Source organism: Pseudomonas rustica (assembly GCF_018336155.1).
Lineage (GTDB): Bacteria > Pseudomonadota > Gammaproteobacteria > Pseudomonadales > Pseudomonadaceae > Aquipseudomonas > Aquipseudomonas rustica.
Genome location: NZ_JAGYHF010000001.1, coordinates 379,282 through 403,899 on the forward strand (window position 1 = coordinate 379,282; position 24,618 = coordinate 403,899).

Here is a 24,618-nt window from a genome sequence, read left to right on the forward strand (position 1 = left end):
GGAAGATTTGCCCCACCTGCCGCATGGGATTATTGAGGAGCTCGCATGACCAAACAAAATGCCTTTACTCGGGAAGATCTGCTGCGCTGCAGTCGCGGTGAGCTGTTCGGCCCAGGTAACGCGCAACTGCCCGCCCCGAACATGCTGATGGTGGATCGCATCACCCATATCAGTGAAGAGGGTGGCAAGTACGGCAAAGGTGAATTGGTCGCCGAACTGGATATCAACCCTGACCTGTGGTTCTTCGCGTGCCACTTCGAAGGCGATCCGGTGATGCCGGGCTGCCTGGGTCTGGACGCCATGTGGCAACTGGTCGGCTTCTTCCTGGGCTGGCAAGGCCTGCCGGGCCGTGGCCGTGCGCTGGGTTCGGGCGAAGTGAAATTCTTCGGTCAGGTACTGCCGACCGCCAAGAAAGTCACTTACAACATTCAAATCAAGCGCGTCCTCAAGGGCAAGCTGAACCTGGCCATTGCCGACGGTTCGGTGTCTGTTGACGGTCGCGAAATCTACACCGCCGAAGGCCTTCGCGTCGGCGTGTTTACCTCCACTGACAACTTCTAAGGGTTATTCGCATGCGCCGCGTCGTTATCACTGGTCTGGGCATTGTTTCGTGCCTGGGCAATGACAAAGAGACCGTCTCCGCTAACCTGCGTGCAAGCCGCCCTGGCATCCGGTTCAACCCGGAATATGCCGAAATGGGTCTGCGTAGCCAGGTTTCCGGCTCCATCGACCTCAACCTTGAAGAGCTGATCGATCGCAAGATCTATCGCTTCGTCGGCCACGCAGCGGCTTACGCCTACCTGGCCATGAAAGACGCCATTGCTGACTCCGGCCTGACCGAAGAGCAAGTGTCCAACCCGCGTACCGGCCTCGTTGCTGGCTCCGGTGGTGCTTCCACGCTGAACCAGATGGAAGCGCTGGACATCCTGCGCGAGAAAGGCGTGAAGCGCGTTGGCCCATACCGTGTAACGCGGACCATGAGCAGCACCGTTTCCGCTTGCCTGGCCACACCGTTCAAGATCAAAGGCCTGAACTACTCCATCGCTTCTGCCTGCGCCACCAGTGCTCACTGCATCGGTACCGCCATGGAACAGATTCAGATGGGCAAGCAGGACATCGTCTTCGCCGGTGGCGGTGAAGAAGAGCACTGGAGCCAGTCGTTCCTGTTCGACGCCATGGGCGCTCTGTCCAGCAAGCGTAACGACACTCCGGAACTGGCTTCCCGTGCCTACGACAAAGACCGTGACGGTTTCGTCATCGCGGGCGGTGGCGGCATGGTCGTGGTTGAAGAGCTGGAACACGCTCTGGCCCGTGGCGCGAAAATCTACGCCGAAATCGTTGGCTACGGCGCGACGTCCGACGGCTACGACATGGTTGCCCCGAGCGGCGAAGGCGCAATCCGCTGCATGCAGATGGCGATGTCCACCGTTGATACCCCGATCGACTACCTGAACACCCACGGCACTTCGACTCCGGTCGGCGACGTCGCGGAAATGAAAGGTGTGCGTGAAGTGTTCGGCGACAAGGCACCTGCGATCAGCTCGACCAAGAGCCTGTCCGGTCACTCCCTGGGCGCTGCCGGCGTTCACGAAGCGATCTACTGCATGCTGATGATGGAAGGCAACTTCATTGCCGGCTCCGCCAACATCGACGAGCTGGACCCTGAAGTGGCCGATCTGCCGGTGCTGACCAAGACCCGCGAGAACGCCACCATCAACACCGTGATGAGCAACAGCTTCGGCTTCGGCGGCACTAACGCCACGCTGGTACTGAAGCGCTGGGAAGGCAAGTAATTCCCCGAGCTTGAGCCACACCTGAAAACGCCCCGACTGGTTCGGGGCGTTTTTTTTCGTCTGAAGAAAACTCCTGGCCCAACACAAATCCCCCCATGTAGGAGCTGCCGAAGGCTGCGATCTTTTGATCTGATCGTTCCCACGCTCTGCGTGGGAATGCTGCCCGTGACGCTCCGCGTCACTGGACGCGGAGCGTCCCAAGAGGCATTCCCACGCAGAGCGTGGGAACGATCAACGATGCGGAGCGTGGGAACGATCAAGATCGCAGCCTTCGGCAGCTCCTACACAGGGTTACATGCGTCTGGAAATGAAACTTCTGTCATGAAACTTTACCCCCTGCGACCGAATGTCGCGGTTTACGGGGGCTGCAGCACTGTTGCAAAAACCGCAACAACACATTGCACAAATCAGCCGTTTACTTAGCAAGCTAACAAAACATATAAAAGAGTCCTGCACACGCCTTGCTGCAGATAAACCAGAGATTGGAGCTAGCAGATGACTGTAAAAGTAACTGAACGCGACGATTCACACATGTCCCATGAAGGCGTAGCCGCGGGTATACGGATCTGGGATGTGCATCAACAAGACTTGCTGGTCGGCATGTTCCACAACGAGATCGATGCCCACAACTATAAGGCCGAACTGGAAGTGCAAGAACAGCAACGGGATCTACGATCCGCCTGACTCACCACTCTTCAGGGTTGCAGCCTGCCCCTTTCGGGGTGGCAGGCTGCAACAACATCAGAACCTTCACACCACGCGAATCACACTCAAATAAAGGTTGTCGTCGATCTCCTCCGAAGCTATTTCATCGACGATCAGCCCCTCCTCGAGTCTGACCACCTCACATGCACCACTGCCCATGCCGTCATTCCTGATCGAGTATTGCACGGCAGTCGGGTGCTGCTTGTCGTAGTCCAAGGACATGCCGCAGGCAATCAGGAAGTCGATTTTCACTTCAGGGATTTCAACTTCCTTATCCCGCTCACCTTCCTTCAGCACGGCATAATCAAGGCACACGTTAATACCGAACGGGCAGCCCGGCACAAGACTATTGATAAACAGCCCCTGGTAACCGCCGAAGTAACTGTGCTCGGCGCTGACGTCGCTGCAATCCTTGATCTTGATGACAAACTCGTCAAACAGCCTGAAGAACCAGAAGCCATCTTGATTACCGACATTCCGACCAAAGTCGATACCGGAAACATGTCGCTTTGGCCACATCGACATCAACGGGATATCTGCTTCATATTCTTTATTGGTAATTGTCAGCAAGTAATTAATGACTTCGTAATAACTCGCATCACCCTCCCCCACTTTTACCAAGGTCGCACAACTGCCCGCCAACAGGACAATCTTGCCGTACCGTTCAACTGGCAGATCTTTCATCAACGACGAAATATACGCAGGTACTTTTTCCAGGTAAGCGGTGGTCAATTCATGCAGCTCGTCCTCGCTGTCGACCTCACGCCAAGGGATGTTCCAGAAGAATTCAGGCAAGGTGAAGAACAGGCACTCCGAGCCGTCATGGTCTGCTGCAGCGGCCTTGGCAGCGATCCTGATTTTGCGGCGCACAAACTCGACCCGGGCATCCAGTTCGCTGACCACGTAATCGGTAATTGATTGGCCAGGCGCCCGCAACTGAGAAAACTGCGGATTAAAAGTCGGTTGGCGCAACGAAGCAATGCTTAATAACATTAGCAACATCCTTATTTATTTAAATTAATTCCATTTATTCTCCCCCTACAAAAACACCTATATAAAAGTGCAGCGCGCTGTTTATGAGCCGCGCAAAATCCTCACACTTCAAACACGTTAATTTCTGCCAAAAGAAAACCCGCCGATCGTATCGATACGAATCGGCGGGTTCAATCTATAAACACTTTCAAAGTACTAGCAAAGATGTAAGTCGCTAGAACATTAAAACCATTACCACATCAGATCATCAGGAATCTGATACGCCGCATACGGATCATCTTCGGTGCTGACTTCTTCGGTCTGCACGTTGAGTTGCACGATGCGCTGCGGATCGCGCTCCTGAATCTTCAGGGCCGCTTCACGCGGAATCACTTCGTAGCCGCCGGCATGGTGGACGATCGCCAGCGAACCGCTGCTGAGCTTGTTGCGCATCAGCGTGTTGACCGAGATCCGCTTGACCTTCTTGTCGTCGACGAAGTTGTAGTAGTCCTCGGTGGTCAGCTTCGGCAGACGCGAGACTTCAATCAGTTGCTTGACCTGAGCAGCACGCGCCTTGGCTTCTACTTTCTCCTGCTGTTGGCGGTTCAGCTCCTGGTCGCGCTTGACCTTCTCGGCCTTGGCTTCCTGAGCGGCGCGCTGTTGCGAGTCATCCAGTTCGATCTGGCCTTTGTGCGCCAGACGCTGCTGCTTCTGCTTGTCTTTGCCGACCTGCTTGGCCTGCTTTTGGTTGACCAGGCCTGCTTTGAGCAACTGGTCGCGAAGGGAAATACTCATTAATGCTTACTCACTTGGGCAGTTGCTCAGCCGCAGCTGGGCGCATTCTTTTCCTGACGTTTGGCTTCGCCCCACAGGGCGTCCAACTCTTCGAGGGTGCAATCTTCTATGGGACGGTGGGTGTCGCGCAATGCCTGTTCGATAAAACGGAAGCGTCTTTCGAATTTGCTGTTGGCGCCACGCAGCGAAGTTTCCGGATCGACCTTCAGATGCCGGGCCAGATTGACCACGGAAAACAGCAAGTCGCCGATCTCGTCCGCCATGGCGACAGGATCGTTTTGTGACATGGCTTCAAGAACTTCATCGAGCTCTTCGCGCACCTTGTCGAATACCGGCAAAGCCTCCGGCCAGTCGAAACCGACCTGCCCTGCTCGCTTTTGCAACTTGGCTGAACGCGACAAGGCTGGCAGCGTGGCCGGCACGTCGTCGAGCAGCGACAGTTGCTCGGGCGCAGCGGACTTCTCGGCACGTTCTTCGGCCTTGATCTCTTCCCAGCGCTGCTTGACCTGTTCTTCGCTCAAGCGCGGCACGTCCAGCGGAGCGTACAGATCACCGGTCGGAAAGACGTGAGGATGACGACGGATGAGTTTGCGAGTGATGCTGTCGATCACCCCGGCAAATTCGAAGCGCCCTTCTTCCTTGGCCAACTGGCTGTAATAGACGACCTGGAACAACAGATCGCCGAGCTCACCCTGCAGATGATCGAAGTCGCCACGCTCAATGGCGTCGGCCACTTCGTAGGCTTCTTCAAGGGTGTGCGGAACGATGGTCGCATAGGTTTGCTTGATGTCCCACGGGCAACCGAACTGCGGATCGCGCAGACGGTTCATCAGATGGAGCAGGTCTTCAAGGCTGTACATAAAAATCTCACTCAACCCTTTCTGCGATCTTGATCGTTCCCACGCTCTGCGTGGGAATGCAGCCCGTGACGCTCCGCGTCACTGGACGCAGAGCGTCCCTTGAGGCATTCCCACGCGGAGCGTGGGAACGATCAATCGAAGCCATCTTCACGGGGTACGGTTACGCCGCGTTTCGATGATGTTCGGCAACTGCGATATACGCCCCAGCAACCGCCCCAGCGCATCCAGACCCGGGATCTCGATGGTCAGGGACATCAACGCGGTGTTGTCCTCTTTGTTCGAGCGGGTGTTGACCGCCAGCACGTTGATGCGCTCGTTGAGCAGCACCTGCGAAACGTCACGCAGCAGACCGGAACGGTCGTAAGCACGGATGATGATGTCCACCGGATAGGTGAGCACCGGCACCGGGCCCCAGCTGACCTGAATGATCCGCTCTGGCTCGCGCCCCGACAGTTGCAGCACCGAGGCGCAGTCCTGACGGTGAATGCTCACACCACGGCCCTGTGTGATGTAACCGACGATCGCATCGCCCGGCAGCGGCTGGCAGCAGCCGGCCATCTGCGTCATCAAGTTACCGACGCCCTGAATCTGAATGTCGCCGCGCTTGCCCGGTTTGTAACCGGTGGCTTTGCGCGGTATCAGTTCCAGCTGTTCATTACCGCGTTCCGGCTCGACCAGTTGTTGCGCGAGGTTGACCAGTTGCGCCAGACGCAAGTCGCCGGCACCAAGGGCGGCGAACATGTCTTCAGCGGTTTTCATGTTGGCCTTGTCGGCCAGCTTGTCGAAGTCCACCGCCGGCAGACCGAGGCGCGCCAGTTCGCGTTCGATCAGGGTTTTACCGGCGGCGACGTTCTGATCACGCGCCTGCAATTTAAACCAGTGAACAATCTTCGCCCGCGCCCGCGAGGTGGTGACGTAGCCAAGGTTCGAGTTCAGCCAGTCGCGGCTCGGCGTGCCGTGCTTGCTGGTGATGATCTCGACCTGTTCACCGGTCTGCAGGCTGTAGTTGAGCGGGACGATGCGCCCGTTGATCTTCGCGCCACGGCAGTTGTGACCGATCTCGGTGTGCACGCGGTAAGCGAAGTCCAGCGGCGTCGCGCCTTTCGGCAAGTCGATGGCGTGACCGTCGGGGGTGAAGATGTACACCCGATCCGGTTCGATATCGACGCGCAACTGTTCGGCCAGACCACCGATATCGCCCAGCTCTTCGTGCCACTCGAGCACCTGACGCAGCCAGGAGATTTTCTCTTCGTAGTGGTTCGAGCCGGATTTGACGTCGGTGCCTTTGTAGCGCCAGTGCGCGCAGACGCCGAGTTCGGCTTCTTCGTGCATCGAGTGCGTCCGGATCTGCACCTCAAGCACTTTACCCTCAGGGCCGATCACCGCCGTGTGCAGCGAGCGGTAGCCGTTCTCTTTCGGGTTGGCGATGTAGTCGTCGAATTCTTTCGGGATGTGCCGCCACAAGGTGTGGACGATACCGAGCGCGGTGTAGCAGTCGCGCATTTCCGGCACCAGCACACGCACCGCACGCACGTCGTAGATCTGGCTGAATTCCAGACCCTTGCGCTGCATTTTGCGCCAGATCGAATAGATGTGTTTGGCCCGGCCGCTGATGTCGGCGTCAACGCCGGTGGCCTGCAATTCGTCCTTGAGCTGGGTCATCACGTCGGCGATGAAACGCTCGCGATCAAGCCGTCGCTCGTGGAGCAACTTGGCGATCTGCTTGTATTGATCCGGCTCGAGGTAACGGAAGGACAAGTCCTCCAGTTCCCATTTGATATGACCGATGCCGAGGCGGTGCGCGAGCGGCGCATAGATGTCGAACACTTCGCGGGCGACACGGTTACGCTTTTCATCGTCGGCGGTTTTCACCGCACGAATCGCGCAGGTACGTTCGGCGAGTTTGATCAGCGCGACGCGCACGTCGTCGACCATCGCCACGAGCATTTTGCGCAGGTTTTCCACCTGCCCTTGCGTGCCCATCACCATCGACTGACGCGGACTGAGGCTGGCGCTGATCGCAGCCATGCGCTGCACGCCGTCGATCAGCTTGGCCACCACCGGGCCGAAGCGCTGGCTGATGGCCGCGAGTTCGATCTGGCCTTCGCGCACGCCGCGATACAGCACCGCAGCGACCAGCGAATCCTGATCGAGTTTGAGGTCGGCGAGAATCTCGGCGATCTCAAGTCCCGTGCTGAAACTGCCGGAGCCTTCGGCCCACAGATTCTTCTTGGCATTGGACTGTTGTTCGGCCTCGCGAGCGAACTCGCAGGCTTCTTTCAAGGCTTCGCGATCCAGTGCCAGATCGACACTGACCGCGTGATCGAGCCAAGCCTCGAGATTGATACTGCCGTCAGTGTTGATCGGCTGGTGTGCTCTCACCTGTACCATCTTGCTTTACCTTCCCTACGACGCAGATTCAATGCGTCAAATCGCTGACCTCTACTGCCCGTTTGCGCTCGCGGGGCTGATGCGAGCGCTGCGCGGACAGGTCAGGCGGATTCAGACGAGCCGTCCTGGCTCGCTTCAAATAACGCCATGGCCTCGACATGTGCCGTCTGAGGAAACATATCGAGAATCCCGGCACGTTTTAACCGGTAGCCCTGCTTGATCAATTCGACCGTGTCGCGCGCCAGCGTTGCCGGGTTGCACGACACATACACCAACCGCTTCGCGCCCAGGGTCGCAAGCTTGCGTACCACCTCGAAAGCACCGTCACGCGGTGGATCCAAGAGTACCGCAGAAAAACCGTTTCCGATCCACTGAGCATGGCTCAAAGGCTGGGATAAATCGGCTTGAAAAAACTTTGTGTTATGCAAATTGTTACTAGCAGCGTTGGCTGCGGCGCGATCAACCATGGTCTGCACGCCTTCGACCGCCACCACTTCACGCACGGATTTGGCCAGCGGCAAGGCAAAGTTGCCGAGGCCGCAGAACAGATCCAGCACGCGCTCATCGCTGCCTGGCTTCAACCAGTCCAGCGCCTGCGCGACCATCGCTTCGTTGACGCCAGCGTTGACCTGAATAAAGTCGCCCGGCCGGTACGCCAGGTTCAAATCCCACTGCTCCAGGCGATAGCCCAGCGACTGCGTGGCATCGACCGGCTGTGGTTCGCCTTCGCCATGCAGCCACAGTTGCGCTTCATGGAATTGGCAGAAGTCCTTGAGGATGCTCAGATCCGCTTCGGACAACGGCGCCATGTGCCGCAGCAATACCGCCAGCGACGAACCGCTGAACAACTCGACGTGACCCAACGCTTGCGGCTTGCTCAAGCGACGGAGCATCTCCGGCAAACGGGTCATGATCGGTTGCAAGGGCTGTACCAGCACCGGGCATTCGCTGATCGCGACAATGTCCTGACTGCCAGCCGCGCGGAAACCGACCTCGAGTTTTTTCGCTTTCATGTCCCAGCGCACCGCGATCCGGGCGCGACGGCGATAGCCGAATTCCGGGCCGGTCAGCGGCGCTGCCCACTCTTCAGGTTCGACACCGGCAACGCGCGACAATTGCTCGGCGAGCATGCGCTGTTTCAGGGCAAGCTGTTCGCTGTGGGGCAAATGCTGAACGCTGCAACCGCCACAACGACCGGCATGCTGACACGGCGCCGGGCGACGCAGTTCGCTGGCGGTGAACACGCGTTCGGTGCGCGCCTCGACCACTTTGCCGTGGGCGCCGAGCACCCGCGCTTCGACCTCTTCACCGGCAAGGGCGCCGAGGACGAACCAGGTTTTGCCTTCGAAAAACGCGATACCGCGACCGTCATTGGCCAGGCGCTCAATGCTCAAGCGCTGCTTCTTGCCGGTCGGAATTTGCGGGGCCTTGCTTCCGCCAGTGGGCTGAAAGCGCAGGCCTCTCTCGTGCTTGGCCATCAGTTGGGCGCGTCGAAAATGCCGGTCGACAGGTAACGGTCGCCACGGTCGCAGATGATCGCGACGATCACCGCGTTTTCAACTTCTTTGGACAGTCGCAGCATCGCTGCCACCGCACCGCCCGAGGACACGCCGCAGAAGATGCCTTCTTCACGGGCCAGACGACGGGTGACGTCCTCGGCTTCGCTTTGCGCCATGTCGACGATGCGATCAACACGGTCAGCCTGATATATCTTCGGCAGGTATTCCTGCGGCCAGCGGCGGATACCGGGAATGGCCGAGCCTTCCATCGGCTGCAAACCGACGATCTGCACGTTGTCGCTCTGCTCTTTCAAGTAGCGCGAAACGCCCATGATGGTGCCGGTGGTGCCCATCGAACTGACGAAGTGGGTGATGGTGCCCTGGGTCTGACGCCAGATTTCCGGGCCGGTGGTGGTGTAGTGCGCCTCAGGATTGTCGCCATTGGCGAACTGATCGAGCACCTTGCCACGGCCTTCGGCTTCCATACGCTGCGCGAGGTCGCGCGCGCCTTCCATGCCTTCTTCCTGACTGACCAGAATCAGCTCGGCACCGTAAGCGGTCATCGCCGCTTTGCGCTCGGCGCTGGAATTGTCCGGCATGATCAGGATCATCTTGTAACCCTTGATCGCGGCGGCCATGGCCAGCGCAATGCCGGTATTACCCGAAGTCGCTTCAATCAGCGTATCGCCGGCGTGGATCTGCCCACGCAACTCGGCGCGAGTGATCATCGACAACGCCGGACGGTCCTTGACCGAACCCGCCGGGTTATTCCCTTCGAGCTTGAGCAATAGGGTGTTGCTGGTGGCACCGGGCAGGCGCTGCAAACGCACCAGCGGAGTGTTGCCGACGCAATCGGCGATGGTTGGGTACTGCAAGGTCATGGCGTATTCGCAATCCAGACGTGCGGGGGCGCCTATCATACCGGCAAACCCGCGCAGGCCATATCACGCAAAGTGCGGTGCTTATGGTTTATGGGAATAAGCGAACAAAAGTCGCGCTAGTGGTGCGACTTTTGATGTGTACCTTTGAATTTCTGTGTGATGCAGAGGGCCTCTTCGCGAGCAAGCCCGCTCCCACCGGGGGATCGATGCTGTTCAGACGATTTGCGGTGAACGCAAGTCCAATGTGGGAGCGGGCTTGCTCGCGAAAGCGTCTGTCGCAGCACTGCAATCATCCGCCAATAACCGCAAATTCAGCCGCAACCCCGCCCCGCTATTCTCCGCCCAAATAAACCCGCCCTGACGCTGCACCGCATTGCGCGCAATGCTCAGCCCCAAACCAAACCCTCCGTCGCCGGGCCGCGAGCCATCCAGTCGGGTAAACGGCAGAAAGATCCGCTGCAGATCCGCGTCAGCGACGCCACCGCCCTGATCCTCCAGCCACAAATGCCAATAATCGCCATCACGCCGTCCATCGAGCCGGACGATCCCGCCTTCCGGCGAATGCCGAATGGCGTTGCGCAAAATGTTCTCCAGCGCCTGCGCCAGCGTGTTGAGATTGCCGCGCACCCAGCACGATGCCTCGATCGAACACTGCAATTGCAGGCTCGGCCAGCCGCTTTCGTAACAAGCGTTGTCGGTAAGCATTTCCCACAGCGCCTGAATCTGGATCGCCTCGTCCGGCAGTGGCGTGCGGTCGGTGTCGAGCCAAGCCAGTTGCAAGGTGTCTTCGACCAGCCGTTGCATGCCGTCGACTTCACGCCCGATGCGCTCGCGCAATTGCGGCAGACCTTGTTCACTTTCGCTGGCCACGCGCAGGCGGCTCAGCGGCGTGCGCAATTCATGGGACAGGTCGCGGAGTAATTGCTGTTGCAGGGCGACGGTGGATTGCAGGCGTTCGGACATCGAGTCAAACGCCCTTGCCAGTTCACCGAGTTCATCCGGGCGCTGGGTAATCCCGCTCGACAACCGCACATTCAATTGATCGGCACGCCAGGCGTTGGCCTGTTCGCGCAAATTATTCAGCGGCACCACCAGCAAGCGATACAGCCCGACACACAACAGCAACGTGAACAGTCCCGGAATCACGCCGTTGGTGATCACCCGCCAGAACACCCGATATTTGCCCGGCAGAAAACGCTCGGGCAATTCGATCACCAGACTGCCAGCGGCCGGGTCTTTGGGAAATGGAATGCGCAGCCACGGCCGCCCCTGTTTGTGAATCGGCCAGTCGAGGCCGCGCAAAAAGGTCAGGTGCTGGGTTTCCTGATCGTTCAGCGGGTCGTTGCTCAGCGACTGCAAATTGCCGCCGATCACGCCGACCCAACTGGCCTCGCGCAATTCCATGCTCTGTAACCAATCATCAATACCGCTGCGACCGCCGCGCTGCCAGGCACGTTCGGCCTCCCCGGCATACCGCGCCAGCGTGCCGCGCGCCTCATCTGAGAGAAACTGATTGCGCTCCTCCATATAGCGGCCCCACGACCAGCTCAGCCAGATCATCAGCAGGCAGAACGCGACCAGCAGACAGGCGAGTTTCCAGAACAGCGAATGGCGGCCCGGCAGTTCAGACAGTTTCATCGGCACCGCTCAGTACATAACCCTTGCCCCACACCGTGCGCACTTCCCGCTCGGTGTAACCGATGGCTTTGAGTTTGCGGCGGATCTGGCTGATGTGCATATCGAGGCTGCGATCGTGGGCCGCGTAGCCGCGTTGCAAAACGTGCTGATAAAGGAAGGCTTTGCTCAGCACTTCTTCATCGTTGCGGTTGAGGGTTTCCAGCAGACGGAATTCGCTGCGGGTCAGCCCGGCAGGTTGATCGCGGAAAAACACGTCGCACTGTTCATCGTCAAAATGCAGCGCGCTGATCGTCGCGGCAGGCGCACTCGCCGCCGGACGTCGATCCAGCGCGACCCGGCGCAGGATCGCTTCGATGCGCACATGCAGCTCGGCCATGCTGAACGGCTTGGGCAGATAATCATCCGCGCCCAGTCGGAAACCGCTGATGCGATCCGCCTCGGCACCCAGGGCCGACATCAGCAGCACCGGCGTCGAATGGCTCTGGCGCAATTGCGTCAGCACGTTCAAACCGTCCATGCCCGGCAGCAGAATATCCATCAGCACCACGTCGAACGGCTGGCGCTTGGCAATGTTCAAGCCCTCCTGACCGTTCTGGCACCAGGTCACCTGAAAGCCGCTGCGGCCCAGATGTTCGTGAACATAGGCGCCGAGCACCGGATCGTCCTCGATGGAAAGTATGCGTGGCTGGCCAACGGAAACAGGAGTCATGAGTATCTGCAAGTCATTCTCAGTTGAGGGCGATTATTCAAGATTGCCGGGCATCGGGCAACTGATGGTTAGCCCTTCGGACAAACGAGCACCTACGCGCTGACCGATGGCGACACCATTTTTCCGGAGATTGCCCGCGAGCAAATCGCTACACTGCGCCAATGTCGCGTGCCGGATGCACGCATGAGTCAACAGATCAGCGGGATGCAGGAGATAGGCGTGCTCAAGAAACTGGGAATCAAAGGTCGCGTGTTGTTGCTGACCTTGTTGCCGACCAGCCTGATGGCGCTGGTGCTGGGTGGCTATTTCACCTGGATGCAGCAGTCCGACTTGCAGAGCCAATTGATGCAGCGCGGCGAAATGATCGCCGAACAACTGGCCCCGCTGGTCGCACCCGCCATGGGTCACGGCAACAATGAGTTGCTGGAGCGCATCGCCACGCAATCCCTTGAACAACCCGACGTACGCGCGGTGACGTTCCTAGCGCCGGATCGCTCGCCGCTGGCCCACGCCGGCCCGACCATGCTCAATCAAGCGCCGAGCGGTGACAGCGCGCAACTGCAACGACGCAGCGGCAATGACGCGACGCGTTACCTGATGCCGGTGTTCGGCAAGCATCGCAACCTCGCCGGCGAATTGATCCCGGCAGAGTCCGATCGCTTATTGGGCTGGGTTGAACTGGAACTCTCGCACAACGGCATGCTGCTGCGCGGTTATCGCAGCCTGTTTGCCAGCCTTCTATTAATAGTCGCCGGTCTGGCCGGTGCCGCGCTGCTCGCGTTGCGCATGGGCCGCACCATCAACCGTCCGCTGGGCCAGATCAAACAGGCCGTCGCGCAACTCAAGGACGGTCATCTGGAAACCCGCCTGCCACCGCTCGGCAGTCAGGAACTGGACGAACTCGCTTCCGGCATCAATCGCATGGCCGGCACCCTGCAGAATGCCCGCGAAGAGTTGCAGCACAGCGTCGATCAGGCCACCGAAGACGTGCGTCAGAATCTGGAAACCATCGAGATCCAGAACATCGAACTGGATCTGGCGCGCAAAGAAGCGCTGGAGGCGAGCCGGATCAAATCCGAATTCCTCGCCAACATGAGCCACGAGATCCGCACGCCACTCAACGGCATTCTCGGCTTCACGCATCTGTTGCAGAAAAGCGAACTGACCCCGCGTCAGCTCGATTATCTGGGCACCATCGAAAAATCCGCCGACAGCCTGCTGGGGATCATCAACGAGATCCTCGACTTCTCGAAAATCGAGGCCGGTAAACTGGTGCTCGACCATATTCCATTCAACCTGCGCGACCTGTTGCAGGACACTCTGACCATCCTCGCCCCGGCCGCGCACGCCAAGCAATTGGAGCTGGTCAGTCTGGTGTATCGCGACACGCCGCTGTCGCTGGTCGGCGATCCGCTGCGCCTCAAGCAGATCCTCACCAATCTGGTCAGCAACGCGATCAAGTTCACCCGCGAAGGCACCATCGTCGCCCGCGCCATGCTCGAAGAAGAGCACGAAGACAGCGTGCAACTGCGCATCAGCATCCAGGACACCGGCATCGGCCTGTCGAATCAGGACGTGCGCGCACTGTTTCAAGCGTTCAGTCAGGCCGACAATTCGTTGTCGCGCCAGCCCGGCGGCACCGGGTTGGGGCTGGTGATTTCCAAACGTTTGATCGAGCAGATGGGCGGCGAGATCGGTGTCGACAGCACGCCGGGCGAAGGCTCGGAATTCTGGATCAGCCTGAGCCTGCCGAAAACCCGCGACGACGCCGAAGACCTGCCCGCCGCGCCGCTGCTCGGGCGCCGCGTGGCGGTGCTGGAAAATCACGAACTGGCGCGTCAGGCCTTGCAGCATCAACTGGAAGATTGCGGCCTCGACGTCACGCCGTTCAATACCCTCGAAACCTTGACCAATGGCGTCACCGGCGCGCACCAGACGGATCAGGCGATTGATCTGGCGGTCATCGGCATCACCAGCAACGACATGTTGCCGGAGCGCTTGAACCAGCACATCTGGGATCTCGAACACCTCGGCTGCAAGGTGCTGGTGCTGTGCCCGACCACCGAACAGACACTGTTCCATCTGTCGGTGCCCAACCCGCACAGCCAGTTGCAGGCGAAACCGGCCTGCACGCGCAAGTTGCGCCGGGCCCTGTCCGATCTGGTCAATCCGCGCCAGATGCGCAGCGAACCGGGCGAACCGTTGTCGAGTCGCGCGCCGCGTGTGCTGTGCGTCGATGACAACCCGGCAAACCTGTTGCTGGTGCAGACCTTGCTCGAAGACATGGGCGCCAAAGTGCTCGCGGTCGAGAGCGGTTACGCCGCCGTCAAAGCCGTGCAAACGGAATCCTTCGATCTGGTGCTGATGGACGTGCAGATGCCCGGCATGGACGGGCGCCAGAGTACCGAAACCATTCGCCAGTGGGAAAGCGAGCGGCATTGCACGCCGCTGCCAATCGTCGCCCTCACCGCCCACGCGATGGCCAACGAAAAACGCGCGCTGCTGCAAAGCGGCATGGACGATTACCTGACCAAACCGATCAGCGAGCGGCAACTGGCGCAGGTGGTACTGAAGTGGACCGGTCTGGCGTTACGCAATCAGGCGCCGGATCGACTCAGCGACAGCGCTGCACTCAACCATGAATTGCCGGTGCTCGATCACGACGAAGGTTTGCGCCTGGCCGCCGGCAAAGCCGATCTGGCGGCGGACATGCTGGCGATGCTGCTGGCCTCGCTTGAAGCCGACCGCGAAGCGATTCGCACGGCCCGCGACAGCCACGATCAAAACGCTTTGCTCGAGCGCGTGCATCGCCTGCATGGCGCCACCCGTTACTGCGGCGTGCCGCAATTGCGCGCGGCCTGCCAGCGCAGCGAAACCCTGCTCAAGCAGGATGACCCCAAGGCCTCGGCAGCGCTGGATGAACTGGAACGCTCGATCAATCGCCTGGCCACGCAAGCGAAGATCAGCGCCTGACCCAGTGCAACACCGCCTACCGCTGTTGCCGCTAAAGTGCTCGCGGGTGTTTCAACCCGCGTCGATGCTCCAGGAGGATTTCATGCGCACGATCGTTTTCAGCAGTCAGACCTACGACCGCGACAGCTTCCTCGCCGCCGACTGCCCGGCGGATCTCGAACTGCATTTTCAACCGGCCCGGCTCAGCCTCGACACAGCGGCCCTCGCCAATCAGCACGAAGTAGTCTGCGCGTTTATCAATGACGACCTCAGCGCGCCGGTGCTGGAACGCCTCGCCGCTGGCGGCACACGGCTGATTGCCTTGCGTTCGGCGGGTTACAACCATGTCGATCTGCCTGCCGCCAAGCGTTTAGGACTGGCGGTCGTGCGTGTTCCCGCGTATTCGCCGCATGCTGTCGCTGAACATGCGGTGGCGCTGATTCTCGCCCTCAACCGTCGTCTGCACCGCGCCTACAACCGCACCCGCGAAGGCGACTTCACCCTGCACGGTCTGACTGGTTTCGATCTGGTTGGCAAAACGGTGGGCATCGTCGGCACCGGGCAGATCGGCGCGACCTTCGCGAAAATCATGCACGGTTTCGGCTGCAAGTTGCTCGCTTACGACCCGTATCCAAACCCGGACGTTGTCGCTTTGGGCGCGCGTTATTTGAGCCTGCCGGAGTTGCTCGCGCAGTCGCGAATCATCAGCCTGCACTGCCCGCTCAATGAGCAGAGCAAACACCTGATCAACCGCGATTCACTGGCGCACATGCAGGCTGGCGCGATGCTGATCAACACCGGGCGCGGCGGACTGGTCGACACGCCAGCGCTGATCGACGCACTGAAGGATGGGCAACTCGGTTATCTGGGACTGGATGTTTACGAAGAAGAGGCGCAGCTGTTTTTCGAGGATCGTTCGGACTTGCCGTTGCAGGACGATGTGCTGGCGCGGTTGCTGACCTTTCCTAACGTGATCATCACCGCGCATCAGGCGTTTCTCACGCGCGAGGCACTGGGCGCGATCGCGGCAACCACGCTGCACAACATCGCGACCTGGGCGGCGGGTGCGCCGCAGAATCAGGTCGAGGGCTGACCGTTATTTCGGCGACAGCGACGACGCCAGAATCAGCAAGGCCAGCCAGCCGAAGCCGAACAGCCGTTGTTTCGCCGAATGCCCGTTGCGCAGCAGGAACCAGACAAACACCATCGGCAGCAGGAAGATCATGATCTTCAGCCAACCTTCGACCGGGCGGCTGCCATCGGCATTGATCTGCGGTGAAACCGGTTGCGCCGCTTGCTGACGACGACGGCGTCCTGCTGCGGCGGGCATCACTTTCGGTAGCGGTTCAGCGGCGGGCGGGACAACGGCCTCCGGCACAGCCTTGTTGCGCGGCAGGCTGCCGAAAGAAATCGTCGAGGCCTTCGTGGGGGCAGCGGCGGCCTGCGCTTGCACATGCGCCGCTTGCTCGGCCATCGGGGCCCCGCAATGAATGCACACCAAGGCTTCGGAACTGATGTTCCGCTTGCATTCATAACATTCGATCAGCGCCATGTTCCGTTCCTTCAGAGTCGAGGGCGGCAGTTTGCCATGGGTGCGGGTCGATTTGAACCGGATCGAAGGTCGCACGCGCGCATCATCCTGCAATCGAGCCCGTGCTAGCATGTCGCGCATATTTGGAGGATCCATGGTCGAACACGATTTCCGCTACACGCTGATGAACCCGCAACACACCCTCACCGAATGCCGCGCCCTCGTTCCGGGCCGCTATCAGGTCACCGGCAACGGTGGTTCGATCCGCATCGGTGACGCGCTGTTGGTCACCCTCAAAGGCAGCAAGGATTTGTCCATGCGCCTGACCGTCGAAACCGTCCGCCACCTGATCAATCCACCGGGCCAATGGACTGCGATGACCACCGGCCCGGTGTTCGGCGAACTGGCGATCCACACCTGGCAAGTCAACTGCGACAGCTGCGCCAAAGAGCTGAGCTTTGAATTCGCCGTGGACGCCAAGCTGGGCAAAACCGCAGAGAAACCGGCCGCCACCGCGCGGATTGCCGAGCTGGGCTGGAAAGCCGTTGGCGACAAGCACCTGTGCCCGAAATGCCAGGAGCCTGCGTGATGAAACGCTTTGCCCTGACCGCGTTGGTCGGTGTTGGTCTAGTGGGTTGTGCGGCTGAGCCTGTGCAACTGCAACAAAACCGCAGCTACATCCTGGAATGGATCGGTGAACGGCCATTGATGGATTACAGCCATCTGACCGTGACCCTCGGCGAGGATGGTCGCGCTTACGGCAACGGCGGCTGCAACCATTGGTTCGCGCCGTACACGCTGGAAGGCGACAAGCTGAGCTTCGGCAAAATCGGCAAGACCCGCAAACTGTGCGCGCCGGCGTTGATGGAGCAGGAGCAACGCTTCCTCGAGGCGCTGGAACATGTCGAGCGCTGGGACATCTCGCCGATCGAGCAGATGCGCTTCTGGCCGGCTGAAGGCAAGCCTTTGCGTTGGTGGCTGGAAGAGGGTTGATTGTTCAGCCGCAAAAAAGATCGCAGCCTTCGGCAGCTCCTACATGAGTCCACGTACCCCCTGTAGGAGCTGCCGAAGGCTGCGATCTTTTGATCGTTCCCACGCTCCGGCGTGGGAACGAGCCTGACTGGCAACAATCTATTTAGTAGCCTGCAACGCCTCCAGCTTCGCCATCACCCCCGCCGCCGTCTGCTCGCCCATCAGCTGTTCACGCACCTTGCCCTTGTTGTCGATGATGTACGTCACCGGCAGCGCTTCACTGCGCGGCACGTCGAACAACTCCGCCGGATCCTGCGCCAGCACGGTGAACTTGATACCGAGTTTTTCACTGGCCTCTTTCAGCTCCGCGCCCTGCACGTTGTCGAAGTTAACCCCGAACACGCCGACGTTCTTGCCCTTGAGTTCGTCCGCCAGATGATTGAGTTCCGGAATCTCCGTTCGGCACGGCCCGCACCATTCGGCCCAGTAGTTGAGCACTACCCATTGTTTGTCCAGACGCTCGGACGCGACTTTCTGCCCGTTCTGGTCGATGCCGTAGTCGTTACCGCAGCCCCCCAGCATCAACGCCCCGATAATCGTCAATGCCGCTGCCAATCGCCGTGTCATGTCATGTTCCTTGTGAAAATTTAAACGCGCCTGCGACCCATCGCCTCTGACGGTTCTGGATTGCGCGCTGCACAGTTAGAATAGCCGCCACTTTACGCCAGAAGCGACCCGCCATGACCGATCTGACGCTTTATCACAATCCGCGCTGCTCGAAATCCCGCGGCGCGCTGGAACTAATTGAAGCCCGCGGCCTGACGCCAAACGTCGTGCGTTACCTCGAAACCCCGCTGAATGCGGCGCAAATCAAGGCCCTGCTCGGCAAGCTCGGGATCAGCGCACGCCAGTTGCTGCGTACCGGGGAAGATGAATACAAAATGCTTCAACTGGCGGATGAAAGCCTCAGCGAAGCGCAATTGATCGACGCCATCGCCCAGCATCCAAAACTGATGGAGCGACCGATTCTTGAAGTCGGCGACAAAGCCGTGATCGGTCGTCCGCCGGAAAATGTGCTGGAGTTGCTGCCGTGAGCGCGCCGTACATTCTGGTGTTGTATTACAGCCGCAATGGCTCGACCAACGAGATGGCGCGGCAGATTGCTCGCGGTGTCGAGCAGGCTGGCCTCGAAGCGCGTCTGCGTACCGTGCCGGCGATCTCCACCGAGTGCGAAGCCGTTGCGCCAAGCATTCCGGACGAAGGCGCGCTCTACGCCTCGCTGGATGATCTGAAAAACTGCGCCGGCCTGGCCCTCGGTAGCCCGACGCGTTTCGGCAACATGGCCGCGCCGCTGAAATACTTCCTCGATGGCACCAGCAACCTGTGGCTGACCGGCGCGCTGGTTGGCAAACCGGCCGGCGTGTTCACCTCCACCGCCAGTTTGCACGGCGGTCAGGAAACCACGTTGCTGTCGATGATGCTGCCACTGCTGCACCACGGCATGCTCATCACCGGTCTGCCGTACAGCGAATCGGCGCTGCTGGAAACTCAGGGCGGCGGCACGCCTTACGGCGCCAGCCATCACGCTGGGGCGGACGGCAAAAAAGGTCTGGATCAGCACGAAGTCGCGCTGTGCCGTGCGCTCGGCCATCGTCTGGCCAAGACTGCGCAGAAACTGGAGGGCTGACGGTGGCGAAGAAGCCGAAAGTCCTGCCCTCGGTCGAGTGGCTTGAGCCGCGCGTGAAAGCGATGCGGGTGGTCAGTCTGCTGAGCTTTTTTGCCTTGGCCGGGTTGCTCGCTGCGTACTATCTGATCTTCGCCGATCTGCACGGCGCGCGGCCGTGGGTGATTCTGCTGGTCGAGCTGATCCCGTGGCTGGTTCTCGCCCCGGCGATGATCATGGGCAGCGCCCGTGGTCATTCGTGGATGTGTTTTGTGGTGAATCTGTATTTCATCAAAGGCGCACTGGCGGCGTATGACCCGAACCGACAGTTGTTTGGTGTGCTGGAGATGGTCGCGAGCCTGGCGGTGTTTTGCTCGGCGCTGTTGTATGTGCGGTGGCGGTATCAGTTGAATCGCAAGTTGGCGGGTGAAGGCGAGATCAGCGTCGCCTGAGCTGACGCCTTCGCGAGCAAGCCCGCTCCCACAGGGAAACGCATTCCAAAATGTGGGAGCGGGCTTGCTCGCGAATGGGGCGACGCGGTCTTAATGGTTAACGGTATAAGCAAGCATCATCGAAATCTGGCTCATCGGCCGTCCGCCGCTCTCTTCATGCCACTGATTGAAGACATTCTGCACAATCGCCAGATCGCGCTGGCTGGTCGGCACCTTGTCGACGATCTTCTGCGCATTCAGCGCCGCAACCACGTCGTAGCTCGGCACAAAAGTATCCTTGCCGACCATGCGCAAAAACCGTGGCGCTGACAGCCCGCCGAGTTGATGGCCGTGCTTTTTCAGGTACGTCCACAATCCGACAATATCGGTCACCGGCCAGTCGGCGATCAGTGCGCCGAAACTGCCCTTGTCCTTTTCCACATCGAGAATGAACTGCGCATTGCGCGGTACGCTTTTCAGCTTGCCGAGGTGGCGAATGATCCGCGCATCCTGCATCAGGCGTTCGAGGTGTTCGGCGCTCATCAGCACGACTTTTTCCGGATCGAACTTGAAGAACACTTCTTCGAAGGATGGCCACTTGGCGTCGACCAGACTGTGCTTGAGGCCGGCACGGAACACGCGCAGGGCCATGGTCGAAAGGTAGCGGTCGTCGCTGATTTTGCGCAGTTGTGCGGGAGTCTTGGGAACGGGCAGATGGGCTTCCAGTTCAGCCGCCGAACCGAAGCGGTTCAGACAGTATTCGTGCAGCCACTTGTAATCGCGCATGCCCTCTCCTGGTGAATTGAATAAAGAAACTAATGCGGGGCCCTGTGGTGAGGGGATTTATCCCCGATGGGGAGCGGAGCAGCCCCAGACTATTCTGGGAGCGCTTCGCGCTCCAACGGGGATAAATCCCCTCGCCACAAAAGGCGCGGCCACATAAAAATGGGGTTTACAGATTGACGACGTTCACGAAGCGCGAAGCCGCGGTTTCGTCGATCTTCAGGCTGGTGAAGTCGAACAGGTTGCGGTCGGCCAGTTGCGACGGGATGACATTCTGCAGACTGCGGAAGATGCTTTCCGTTCGACCGGGTGTCTTGCGTTCCCAGTCCAGGAGCATTTCCTTGACCACCTGACGCTGCAGGTTTTCCTGCGAACCGCAGAGGTTGCACGGGATGATCGGGAATTCTTTGAGGTCCGAATAGGCCTGAATGTCTTTTTCGTTGCAGTACGCCAGCGGACGGATCACCACGTTGCGGCCGTCGTCGGCGCGCAGCTTCGGCGGCATGGCTTTCAGCGAACCGTTGAAGAACATGTTGAGGAAGAACGTCTCGACGATGTCGTCACGGTGATGACCGAGGGCCATTTTCGTCGCGCCGATTTCGTCGGCAAAGGTGTACAGCGTGCCGCGACGCAGGCGTGAGCACAGCGAGCAGGTGGTCTTGCCTTCCGGGATCAGTTCCTTAACCACCGAGTAGGTGTCTTTCTCGACGATGTGGTATTCGACGCCCAGTTCTTTCAGATAGGCCGGCAGCACGTGCTCGGGGAAGCCTGGCTGCTTCTGATCCATGTTCACCGCGACGATCTCGAACTTGATCGGTGCAACCTTCTGCAGGTGCAGCAGCACGTCGAGCATGGTGTAGCTGTCCTTGCCCCCGGACAGGCAGACCATGACCTTGTCGCCGTCTTCAATCATGTTGAAGTCAGCAACCGCTTCGCCGGCCAAGCGGCGCAGGCGCTTTTGCAGTTTGTTCTGGTTGACCGTAAGAGTGCCCATGACGCGAAATCCGTGAGGTGTGACGAAAGGCCGGCATTTTACGCAAAAACCCCGCGTGGGCGAAGCTTACCGACCGGCCGCATTCTGAAATGCATAATCATGTAGGAGCTGCCGAAGGCTGCGATCTTTTGATTTGGATTTTTAAAACAAGATCAAAAGATCGCAGCCTTCGGCAGCTCCTACAGGATAGGAAGTTCGATAACTCAAGACTGTACGGCGATTAAGCCACGTGTTTACAGCGCGATTTGCTCTAAGCCCCTAATACCTGTGCGGTTAAGTCCTTTCTATACTGCGACATAAGGTCGCACACATCCATGACCTGACTTTGCTCGGCCTCATTGGCCCGTAGGCGCTCCGTTGGGGGGCGATGGCAATAACAAGAGGAGTGACTGGCATGATCCATCACGTAGTGGGACTTTTTACCCACCCCGATCAGGAATGGAAGGAAATCCGTGGCGACCAAGAGGAAAGCATCAGCCACATGTACCTGACACACACGCTGATTCTGGCGGCGATCCCCGCCATTTCGGCGTTTATCGGCACTACCCAGGTCGGCTGGGTGATCGGTAACCGCGCGCCAGTAATGCTCACCGTCGAAAGCGCGATCTGGATGACCGTCATGTCGTACCTGGCGATGCTTGGCGGCGTCGCGGTCATGGGCGCTTTCGTGCACTGGATGGCGCGTACGTACGACGCCAACCCGAGTCTGGCCCGTTGTGTCGCATTCGCCACTTACACCGCAACGCCGTTGTTTGTCGGAGGTTTGGCGGCGCTGTATCCGCATATGTGGCTGGGGATGATCGTCGGCACGGCGGCCATCTGTTACACGGTTTATCTGTTGTACGTGGGGCTGCCGACGTTCATGAATATTCCGTCGGATGAAGGTTTCCTGTTCTCAAGCTCAGTGCTGGCGGTGGGTCTGGTGGTGCTGGTCGCCATCATGGCGTTTACCGTGATCGTCTGGGGGCTGGGCGTAGGGCCTGTCTACACCAACTAGCAAACGTCTTGTTCATAAAGGCCGCCGCGAGGCGGCCTTGTCGTTTGCCGGATGACCATTCGGCAGCTCGACGATTCGCAAGTCCCCAGGGTTGCGGCATACTCGACGTCTCTGGAGATCCATCAAGCATGCCCGAGCAACTCAATACCCGCGTCGAAGACTGTTACCAACTCGCTGAATCCTTTTTCAAACGTCACTTCCAACGCCCTGTCGTCAGTCTCAAGCTGCGCGGGCAAAAAGCCGGTGTCGCGCATTTGCACGAGAACCTGCTGCGCTTCAATCCGCAGCTGTACCGGGAAAACACTGAACATTTCCTCAAACAAACTGTGGCCCACGAAGTTGCGCACCTGATCGCCCATCAGTTGTTTGGCGACCGCATTCAGCCGCACGGCGAGGAATGGCAATTGATCATGCGCGGGGTTTACGAACTGCCGCCGGATCGCTGCCATACCTACGCCATTAAACGTCGCAGCGTTACCCGCTATATCTACAAATGCCCGTGCGTGGACAGTGATTTTCCGTTCTCGGCGCAGCGGCATAGCCTGGTGCGGCAGGGGCGGCGGTATTTGTGTCGTAGCTGCCGGAATACGTTGGTGTTTAGTGGTGAGATGCGGGTGGAATGACCCCCCGATCGTTCCCATGCTCGGCGTGGGAACGCCGCCATGGACGCTCCGCGTCCACTGTGACGCAAAGCGTCACGGGATTCATTCCCACGCAGAGCGTGGGAACGAGCTAAAGAATGACCTTGGCCCGCCGCAGCTCTGCAATTTTCGCAGGACTAAACCCCAACTCCCCCAACACTTCATCCGTATGCTGCCCCAACACCGCCCCCACATGCCGTGGTGCCGGTAAATCCTCGGAAAACTTCAACGGACACGCCATCTGCGCCTGCGTCGTGCCATCCCCGCGCGGCACCTGCGTCACTAGTTCGCGCGCCTGCAACTGCGGATGCCGCACGGCCTCACTCAAATTCAACACCGGCTCGACACACGCATCGATCCCGGCAAACAGCTCGCACAGTTCAGCAAAGTCATGCCGTTCGAACTCGATCTTCAACGCCTCCTTCAGCGCCCGCTGCTGCTCAGGTTTCGGCGACAAGCCTTGCGCCGCCAACTCCGGCCGGCCCAGCGCTGCACACAGTTGCTGCATGAACGCCGGCTCCAGACTGCCGACCGACATCCAGCGCCCATCCCGCGAACGGTAATAGTCGTAAAAGCTGCCGCCATTGAGCATCTGGTCTTCCCAGCCCGGCTCTTCGCCGCAAGCGAGATAACCGGCGCTGGCCATGGCATTCAGGCTGAATGCGCAATCGGTCATGCTCACGTCCAGATGGGTGCCCTGCCCCGTTTGCTGACGCGCAATCACCGCTGCGAGTAAACCGATCACCCCGTGCAACGAACCACCGGCGACATCCGCCACCTGCATACCCAACGGCAACGGCCCGCTGTCGGCGCGTCCCGTGTAACTGGAGAGCCCGGCGAGGGCGAGATAGTTGATGTCATGCCCGGCGCGATCCTTGTACGGGCCGGTCTGGCCGTAACCGGTGATCGACACGTAGATCAGTTTTGGATTGATCGCCTTCAACGCTTCATAACCCAGGCCCAATCGCTCCATCACGCCGGGACGAAACTGTTCCAAAACGATGTCGTGATCCGCCAGCAACTGCTTGATCACCTCGAGCGCTTCGGGCTGCTTGAGATCCAGCGCCAGGCTGCGCTTATTGCGATTGAGATAGGCGTGACTGGCGGACATCCCGCCATCGTGCGGCGGTAATACGCGCAGCAGATCCATGCGCGTCGGCGATTCGATACGCAGCACCTCGGCGCCCATGTCCGCCAGCAACAGCGACGCGAACGGCCCCGGCAACAACGTGGAGAAATCGAGGATTTTCAGTGAGGCCAGCGGTGCAGACATGGGCGAACTCCTTGGGCGATGCACTCAGCCTAGGCAGCCATTGCCGATGCAGCAATCACCGGATATGTCAGCGGGTGTGACCGTTACGCTCAAATCGCAGGCAATAAAAAACCTGCCAAAGCAGGTTTTTCAGTCCAT

Annotated in this window: 25 protein-coding genes; 12 read left to right on the top strand and 13 right to left on the bottom strand. The window is 59.5% G+C overall.

Features of this window, described 5'->3' with window-relative positions; translation table 11 throughout:
* The first annotated feature begins 45 nt into the window (after positions 1-45).
* From fabA to KFS80_RS01750, 3 genes are all read left to right on the top strand, one after another.
* Positions 46-561, top strand: coding sequence for a 3-hydroxyacyl-[acyl-carrier-protein] dehydratase FabA (fabA, locus tag KFS80_RS01740; protein WP_003172830.1), 516 nt, complete (start codon positions 46-48; stop codon positions 559-561).
* A gap of 11 nt (positions 562-572) precedes the next feature.
* On the top strand, positions 573-1,793 hold the full coding sequence (fabB, locus tag KFS80_RS01745; RefSeq protein WP_053122750.1) for a beta-ketoacyl-ACP synthase I: 1,221 nt from the start codon (positions 573-575) through the stop codon (positions 1,791-1,793).
* Positions 1,794-2,288: 495 nt separating this feature from the next.
* The gene (locus KFS80_RS01750) at positions 2,289-2,477 is read left to right on the top strand and encodes a hypothetical protein (RefSeq protein ID WP_008079144.1); all 189 of its coding nucleotides are present in this window, start codon (positions 2,289-2,291) and stop codon (positions 2,475-2,477) included.
* 66 nt (positions 2,478-2,543) lie between these two features.
* Here KFS80_RS01750 and KFS80_RS01755 read toward each other — a convergent pair whose 3' ends face one another.
* The 8 genes from KFS80_RS01755 to KFS80_RS01790 form a co-directional block, all read right to left on the bottom strand.
* A complete protein-coding gene (locus KFS80_RS01755; protein WP_212543814.1) occupies positions 2,544-3,491 on the bottom strand; it encodes a hypothetical protein in 948 nt (315 codons plus the stop codon).
* Positions 3,492-3,722: 231 nt separating this feature from the next.
* The gene (locus tag KFS80_RS01760; RefSeq protein ID WP_053122756.1) at positions 3,723-4,265 is read right to left on the bottom strand and encodes a DUF2058 domain-containing protein; all 543 of its coding nucleotides are present in this window, start codon (positions 4,263-4,265) and stop codon (positions 3,723-3,725) included.
* A gap of 26 nt (positions 4,266-4,291) precedes the next feature.
* Positions 4,292-5,125, bottom strand: coding sequence for a nucleoside triphosphate pyrophosphohydrolase (mazG, locus tag KFS80_RS01765; RefSeq protein WP_212543815.1), 834 nt, complete (start codon positions 5,123-5,125; stop codon positions 4,292-4,294).
* A 147-nt stretch (positions 5,126-5,272) separates the two neighbouring features.
* A complete protein-coding gene (gene relA / locus KFS80_RS01770) occupies positions 5,273-7,516 on the bottom strand; it encodes a GTP diphosphokinase (protein WP_053122760.1) in 2,244 nt (747 codons plus the stop codon).
* A 101-nt stretch (positions 7,517-7,617) separates the two neighbouring features.
* On the bottom strand, positions 7,618-8,994 hold the full coding sequence (rlmD, locus tag KFS80_RS01775) for a 23S rRNA (uracil(1939)-C(5))-methyltransferase RlmD (protein ID WP_212543816.1): 1,377 nt from the start codon (positions 8,992-8,994) through the stop codon (positions 7,618-7,620).
* Positions 8,994-9,896, bottom strand: coding sequence for a cysteine synthase CysM (gene cysM, locus KFS80_RS01780; RefSeq protein WP_053122764.1), 903 nt, complete (start codon positions 9,894-9,896; stop codon positions 8,994-8,996). Before cysM ends, rlmD begins: the two co-directional genes overlap by 1 nt.
* 213 nt (positions 9,897-10,109) lie before the next feature.
* Positions 10,110-11,534 (bottom strand): sensor histidine kinase, encoded by a 1,425-nt coding sequence (locus tag KFS80_RS01785; protein ID WP_212543817.1) that lies wholly within the window; start codon positions 11,532-11,534, stop codon positions 10,110-10,112.
* Positions 11,521-12,243: a response regulator transcription factor gene (locus KFS80_RS01790; protein WP_159814985.1), complete on the bottom strand. Its 723-nt coding sequence runs from the start codon at positions 12,241-12,243 to the stop codon at positions 11,521-11,523. The genes KFS80_RS01785 and KFS80_RS01790 overlap by 14 nt, the downstream gene beginning before the upstream one ends.
* A gap of 219 nt (positions 12,244-12,462) precedes the next feature.
* On the opposite strand from KFS80_RS01790, the gene KFS80_RS01795 reads away from it, so the two are divergent.
* Both KFS80_RS01795 and KFS80_RS01800 read left to right on the top strand, forming a co-directional pair.
* A complete protein-coding gene (locus tag KFS80_RS01795; RefSeq protein WP_053123306.1) occupies positions 12,463-15,216 on the top strand; it encodes a response regulator in 2,754 nt (917 codons plus the stop codon).
* Between the two features lie 82 nt (positions 15,217-15,298).
* A complete protein-coding gene (locus tag KFS80_RS01800) occupies positions 15,299-16,288 on the top strand; it encodes a 2-hydroxyacid dehydrogenase (RefSeq protein ID WP_212543818.1) in 990 nt (329 codons plus the stop codon).
* Positions 16,289-16,291: 3 nt separating this feature from the next.
* On the opposite strand, the gene KFS80_RS01805 is transcribed toward KFS80_RS01800, so the two are convergent.
* Positions 16,292-16,747, bottom strand: coding sequence for a hypothetical protein (locus tag KFS80_RS01805; RefSeq protein ID WP_053122772.1), 456 nt, complete (start codon positions 16,745-16,747; stop codon positions 16,292-16,294).
* Positions 16,748-16,880: 133 nt separating this feature from the next.
* On the opposite strand from KFS80_RS01805, the gene KFS80_RS01810 reads away from it, so the two are divergent.
* Together KFS80_RS01810 and KFS80_RS01815 are read left to right on the top strand one after the other, a co-directional pair.
* On the top strand, positions 16,881-17,315 hold the full coding sequence (locus KFS80_RS01810; protein WP_038367468.1) for a hypothetical protein: 435 nt from the start codon (positions 16,881-16,883) through the stop codon (positions 17,313-17,315).
* Positions 17,315-17,719, top strand: a complete 405-nt coding sequence (locus KFS80_RS01815) for an META domain-containing protein (RefSeq protein WP_053122774.1) — start codon at positions 17,315-17,317, stop codon at positions 17,717-17,719. The genes KFS80_RS01810 and KFS80_RS01815 overlap by 1 nt, the downstream gene beginning before the upstream one ends.
* A 138-nt stretch (positions 17,720-17,857) precedes the next feature.
* Here KFS80_RS01815 and KFS80_RS01820 read toward each other — a convergent pair whose 3' ends face one another.
* Entirely contained in the window at positions 17,858-18,325 is a 468-nt protein-coding gene (locus KFS80_RS01820) for a TlpA disulfide reductase family protein (RefSeq protein WP_159814989.1), read from the bottom strand.
* Between the two features lie 113 nt (positions 18,326-18,438).
* Between KFS80_RS01820 and arsC the strand changes: the two genes are divergently transcribed.
* From arsC to KFS80_RS01835, 3 genes are read left to right on the top strand one after another with little or no spacing between them, the layout of a single operon-like run.
* A complete protein-coding gene (arsC, locus tag KFS80_RS01825; protein ID WP_212543819.1) occupies positions 18,439-18,792 on the top strand; it encodes an arsenate reductase (glutaredoxin) in 354 nt (117 codons plus the stop codon).
* Positions 18,789-19,385: an NAD(P)H:quinone oxidoreductase gene (gene wrbA / locus KFS80_RS01830; protein WP_212543820.1), complete on the top strand. Its 597-nt coding sequence runs from the start codon at positions 18,789-18,791 to the stop codon at positions 19,383-19,385. Before arsC ends, wrbA begins: the two co-directional genes overlap by 4 nt.
* 2 nt (positions 19,386-19,387) lie before the next feature.
* Entirely contained in the window at positions 19,388-19,813 is a 426-nt protein-coding gene (locus tag KFS80_RS01835; RefSeq protein WP_212543821.1) for a DUF2069 domain-containing protein, read from the top strand.
* A gap of 90 nt (positions 19,814-19,903) precedes the next feature.
* Here KFS80_RS01835 and KFS80_RS01840 read toward each other — a convergent pair whose 3' ends face one another.
* Both KFS80_RS01840 and ttcA read right to left on the bottom strand, forming a co-directional pair.
* Entirely contained in the window at positions 19,904-20,578 is a 675-nt protein-coding gene (locus tag KFS80_RS01840; RefSeq protein ID WP_212543822.1) for a DNA-3-methyladenine glycosylase I, read from the bottom strand.
* A 166-nt stretch (positions 20,579-20,744) separates the two neighbouring features.
* The gene (gene ttcA / locus KFS80_RS01845) at positions 20,745-21,569 is read right to left on the bottom strand and encodes a tRNA 2-thiocytidine(32) synthetase TtcA (protein ID WP_038367448.1); all 825 of its coding nucleotides are present in this window, start codon (positions 21,567-21,569) and stop codon (positions 20,745-20,747) included.
* Between the two features lie 394 nt (positions 21,570-21,963).
* Between ttcA and KFS80_RS01850 the strand changes: the two genes are divergently transcribed.
* Positions 21,964-22,566: a Yip1 family protein gene (locus KFS80_RS01850; RefSeq protein ID WP_053122787.1), complete on the top strand. Its 603-nt coding sequence runs from the start codon at positions 21,964-21,966 to the stop codon at positions 22,564-22,566.
* A 128-nt stretch (positions 22,567-22,694) separates the two neighbouring features.
* A complete protein-coding gene (locus KFS80_RS01855; RefSeq protein ID WP_053122789.1) occupies positions 22,695-23,189 on the top strand; it encodes a SprT family zinc-dependent metalloprotease in 495 nt (164 codons plus the stop codon).
* A gap of 109 nt (positions 23,190-23,298) precedes the next feature.
* On the opposite strand, the gene KFS80_RS01860 is transcribed toward KFS80_RS01855, so the two are convergent.
* Positions 23,299-24,480 carry a CaiB/BaiF CoA transferase family protein gene (locus tag KFS80_RS01860; protein WP_212543823.1) on the bottom strand — a complete coding sequence of 394 codons (1,182 nt, stop codon included), beginning with the start codon at positions 24,478-24,480 and terminating at the stop codon, positions 23,299-23,301.
* Positions 24,481-24,618: the final 138 nt, after the last annotated feature.

Excerpts from the sequence above, each read along its gene's own strand:
- rlmD (WP_212543816.1), bottom strand. The coding sequence starts at position 8,994 with ATGGCCAAGCACGAGAGAGGCCTGCGCTTTCAGCCCACTGGCGGAAGC.
- mazG (WP_212543815.1), bottom strand. The coding sequence starts at position 5,125 with ATGTACAGCCTTGAAGACCTGCTCCATCTGATGAACCGTCTGCGCGAT.
- KFS80_RS01820 (WP_159814989.1), bottom strand. The coding sequence starts at position 18,325 with ATGACACGGCGATTGGCAGCGGCATTGACGATTATCGGGGCGTTGATG.
- cysM (WP_053122764.1), bottom strand. The coding sequence starts at position 9,896 with ATGACCTTGCAGTACCCAACCATCGCCGATTGCGTCGGCAACACTCCG.
- KFS80_RS01805 (WP_053122772.1), bottom strand. The coding sequence starts at position 16,747 with ATGGCGCTGATCGAATGTTATGAATGCAAGCGGAACATCAGTTCCGAA.
- KFS80_RS01750 (WP_008079144.1), top strand. The coding sequence starts at position 2,289 with ATGACTGTAAAAGTAACTGAACGCGACGATTCACACATGTCCCATGAA.
- KFS80_RS01785 (WP_212543817.1), bottom strand. The coding sequence starts at position 11,534 with ATGAAACTGTCTGAACTGCCGGGCCGCCATTCGCTGTTCTGGAAACTC.
- fabA (WP_003172830.1), top strand. The coding sequence starts at position 46 with ATGACCAAACAAAATGCCTTTACTCGGGAAGATCTGCTGCGCTGCAGT.
- KFS80_RS01790 (WP_159814985.1), bottom strand. The coding sequence starts at position 12,243 with ATGACTCCTGTTTCCGTTGGCCAGCCACGCATACTTTCCATCGAGGAC.
- KFS80_RS01855 (WP_053122789.1), top strand. The coding sequence starts at position 22,695 with ATGCCCGAGCAACTCAATACCCGCGTCGAAGACTGTTACCAACTCGCT.
- KFS80_RS01860 (WP_212543823.1), bottom strand. The coding sequence starts at position 24,480 with ATGTCTGCACCGCTGGCCTCACTGAAAATCCTCGATTTCTCCACGTTG.
- KFS80_RS01800 (WP_212543818.1), top strand. The coding sequence starts at position 15,299 with ATGCGCACGATCGTTTTCAGCAGTCAGACCTACGACCGCGACAGCTTC.
- arsC (WP_212543819.1), top strand. The coding sequence starts at position 18,439 with ATGACCGATCTGACGCTTTATCACAATCCGCGCTGCTCGAAATCCCGC.
- KFS80_RS01815 (WP_053122774.1), top strand. The coding sequence starts at position 17,315 with ATGAAACGCTTTGCCCTGACCGCGTTGGTCGGTGTTGGTCTAGTGGGT.
- KFS80_RS01810 (WP_038367468.1), top strand. The coding sequence starts at position 16,881 with ATGGTCGAACACGATTTCCGCTACACGCTGATGAACCCGCAACACACC.
- fabB (WP_053122750.1), top strand. The coding sequence starts at position 573 with ATGCGCCGCGTCGTTATCACTGGTCTGGGCATTGTTTCGTGCCTGGGC.
- ttcA (WP_038367448.1), bottom strand. The coding sequence starts at position 21,569 with ATGGGCACTCTTACGGTCAACCAGAACAAACTGCAAAAGCGCCTGCGC.
- KFS80_RS01760 (WP_053122756.1), bottom strand. The coding sequence starts at position 4,265 with ATGAGTATTTCCCTTCGCGACCAGTTGCTCAAAGCAGGCCTGGTCAAC.
- relA (WP_053122760.1), bottom strand. The coding sequence starts at position 7,516 with ATGGTACAGGTGAGAGCACACCAGCCGATCAACACTGACGGCAGTATC.
- KFS80_RS01840 (WP_212543822.1), bottom strand. The coding sequence starts at position 20,578 with ATGCGCGATTACAAGTGGCTGCACGAATACTGTCTGAACCGCTTCGGT.
- KFS80_RS01850 (WP_053122787.1), top strand. The coding sequence starts at position 21,964 with ATGATCCATCACGTAGTGGGACTTTTTACCCACCCCGATCAGGAATGG.
- KFS80_RS01755 (WP_212543814.1), bottom strand. The coding sequence starts at position 3,491 with ATGTTATTAAGCATTGCTTCGTTGCGCCAACCGACTTTTAATCCGCAG.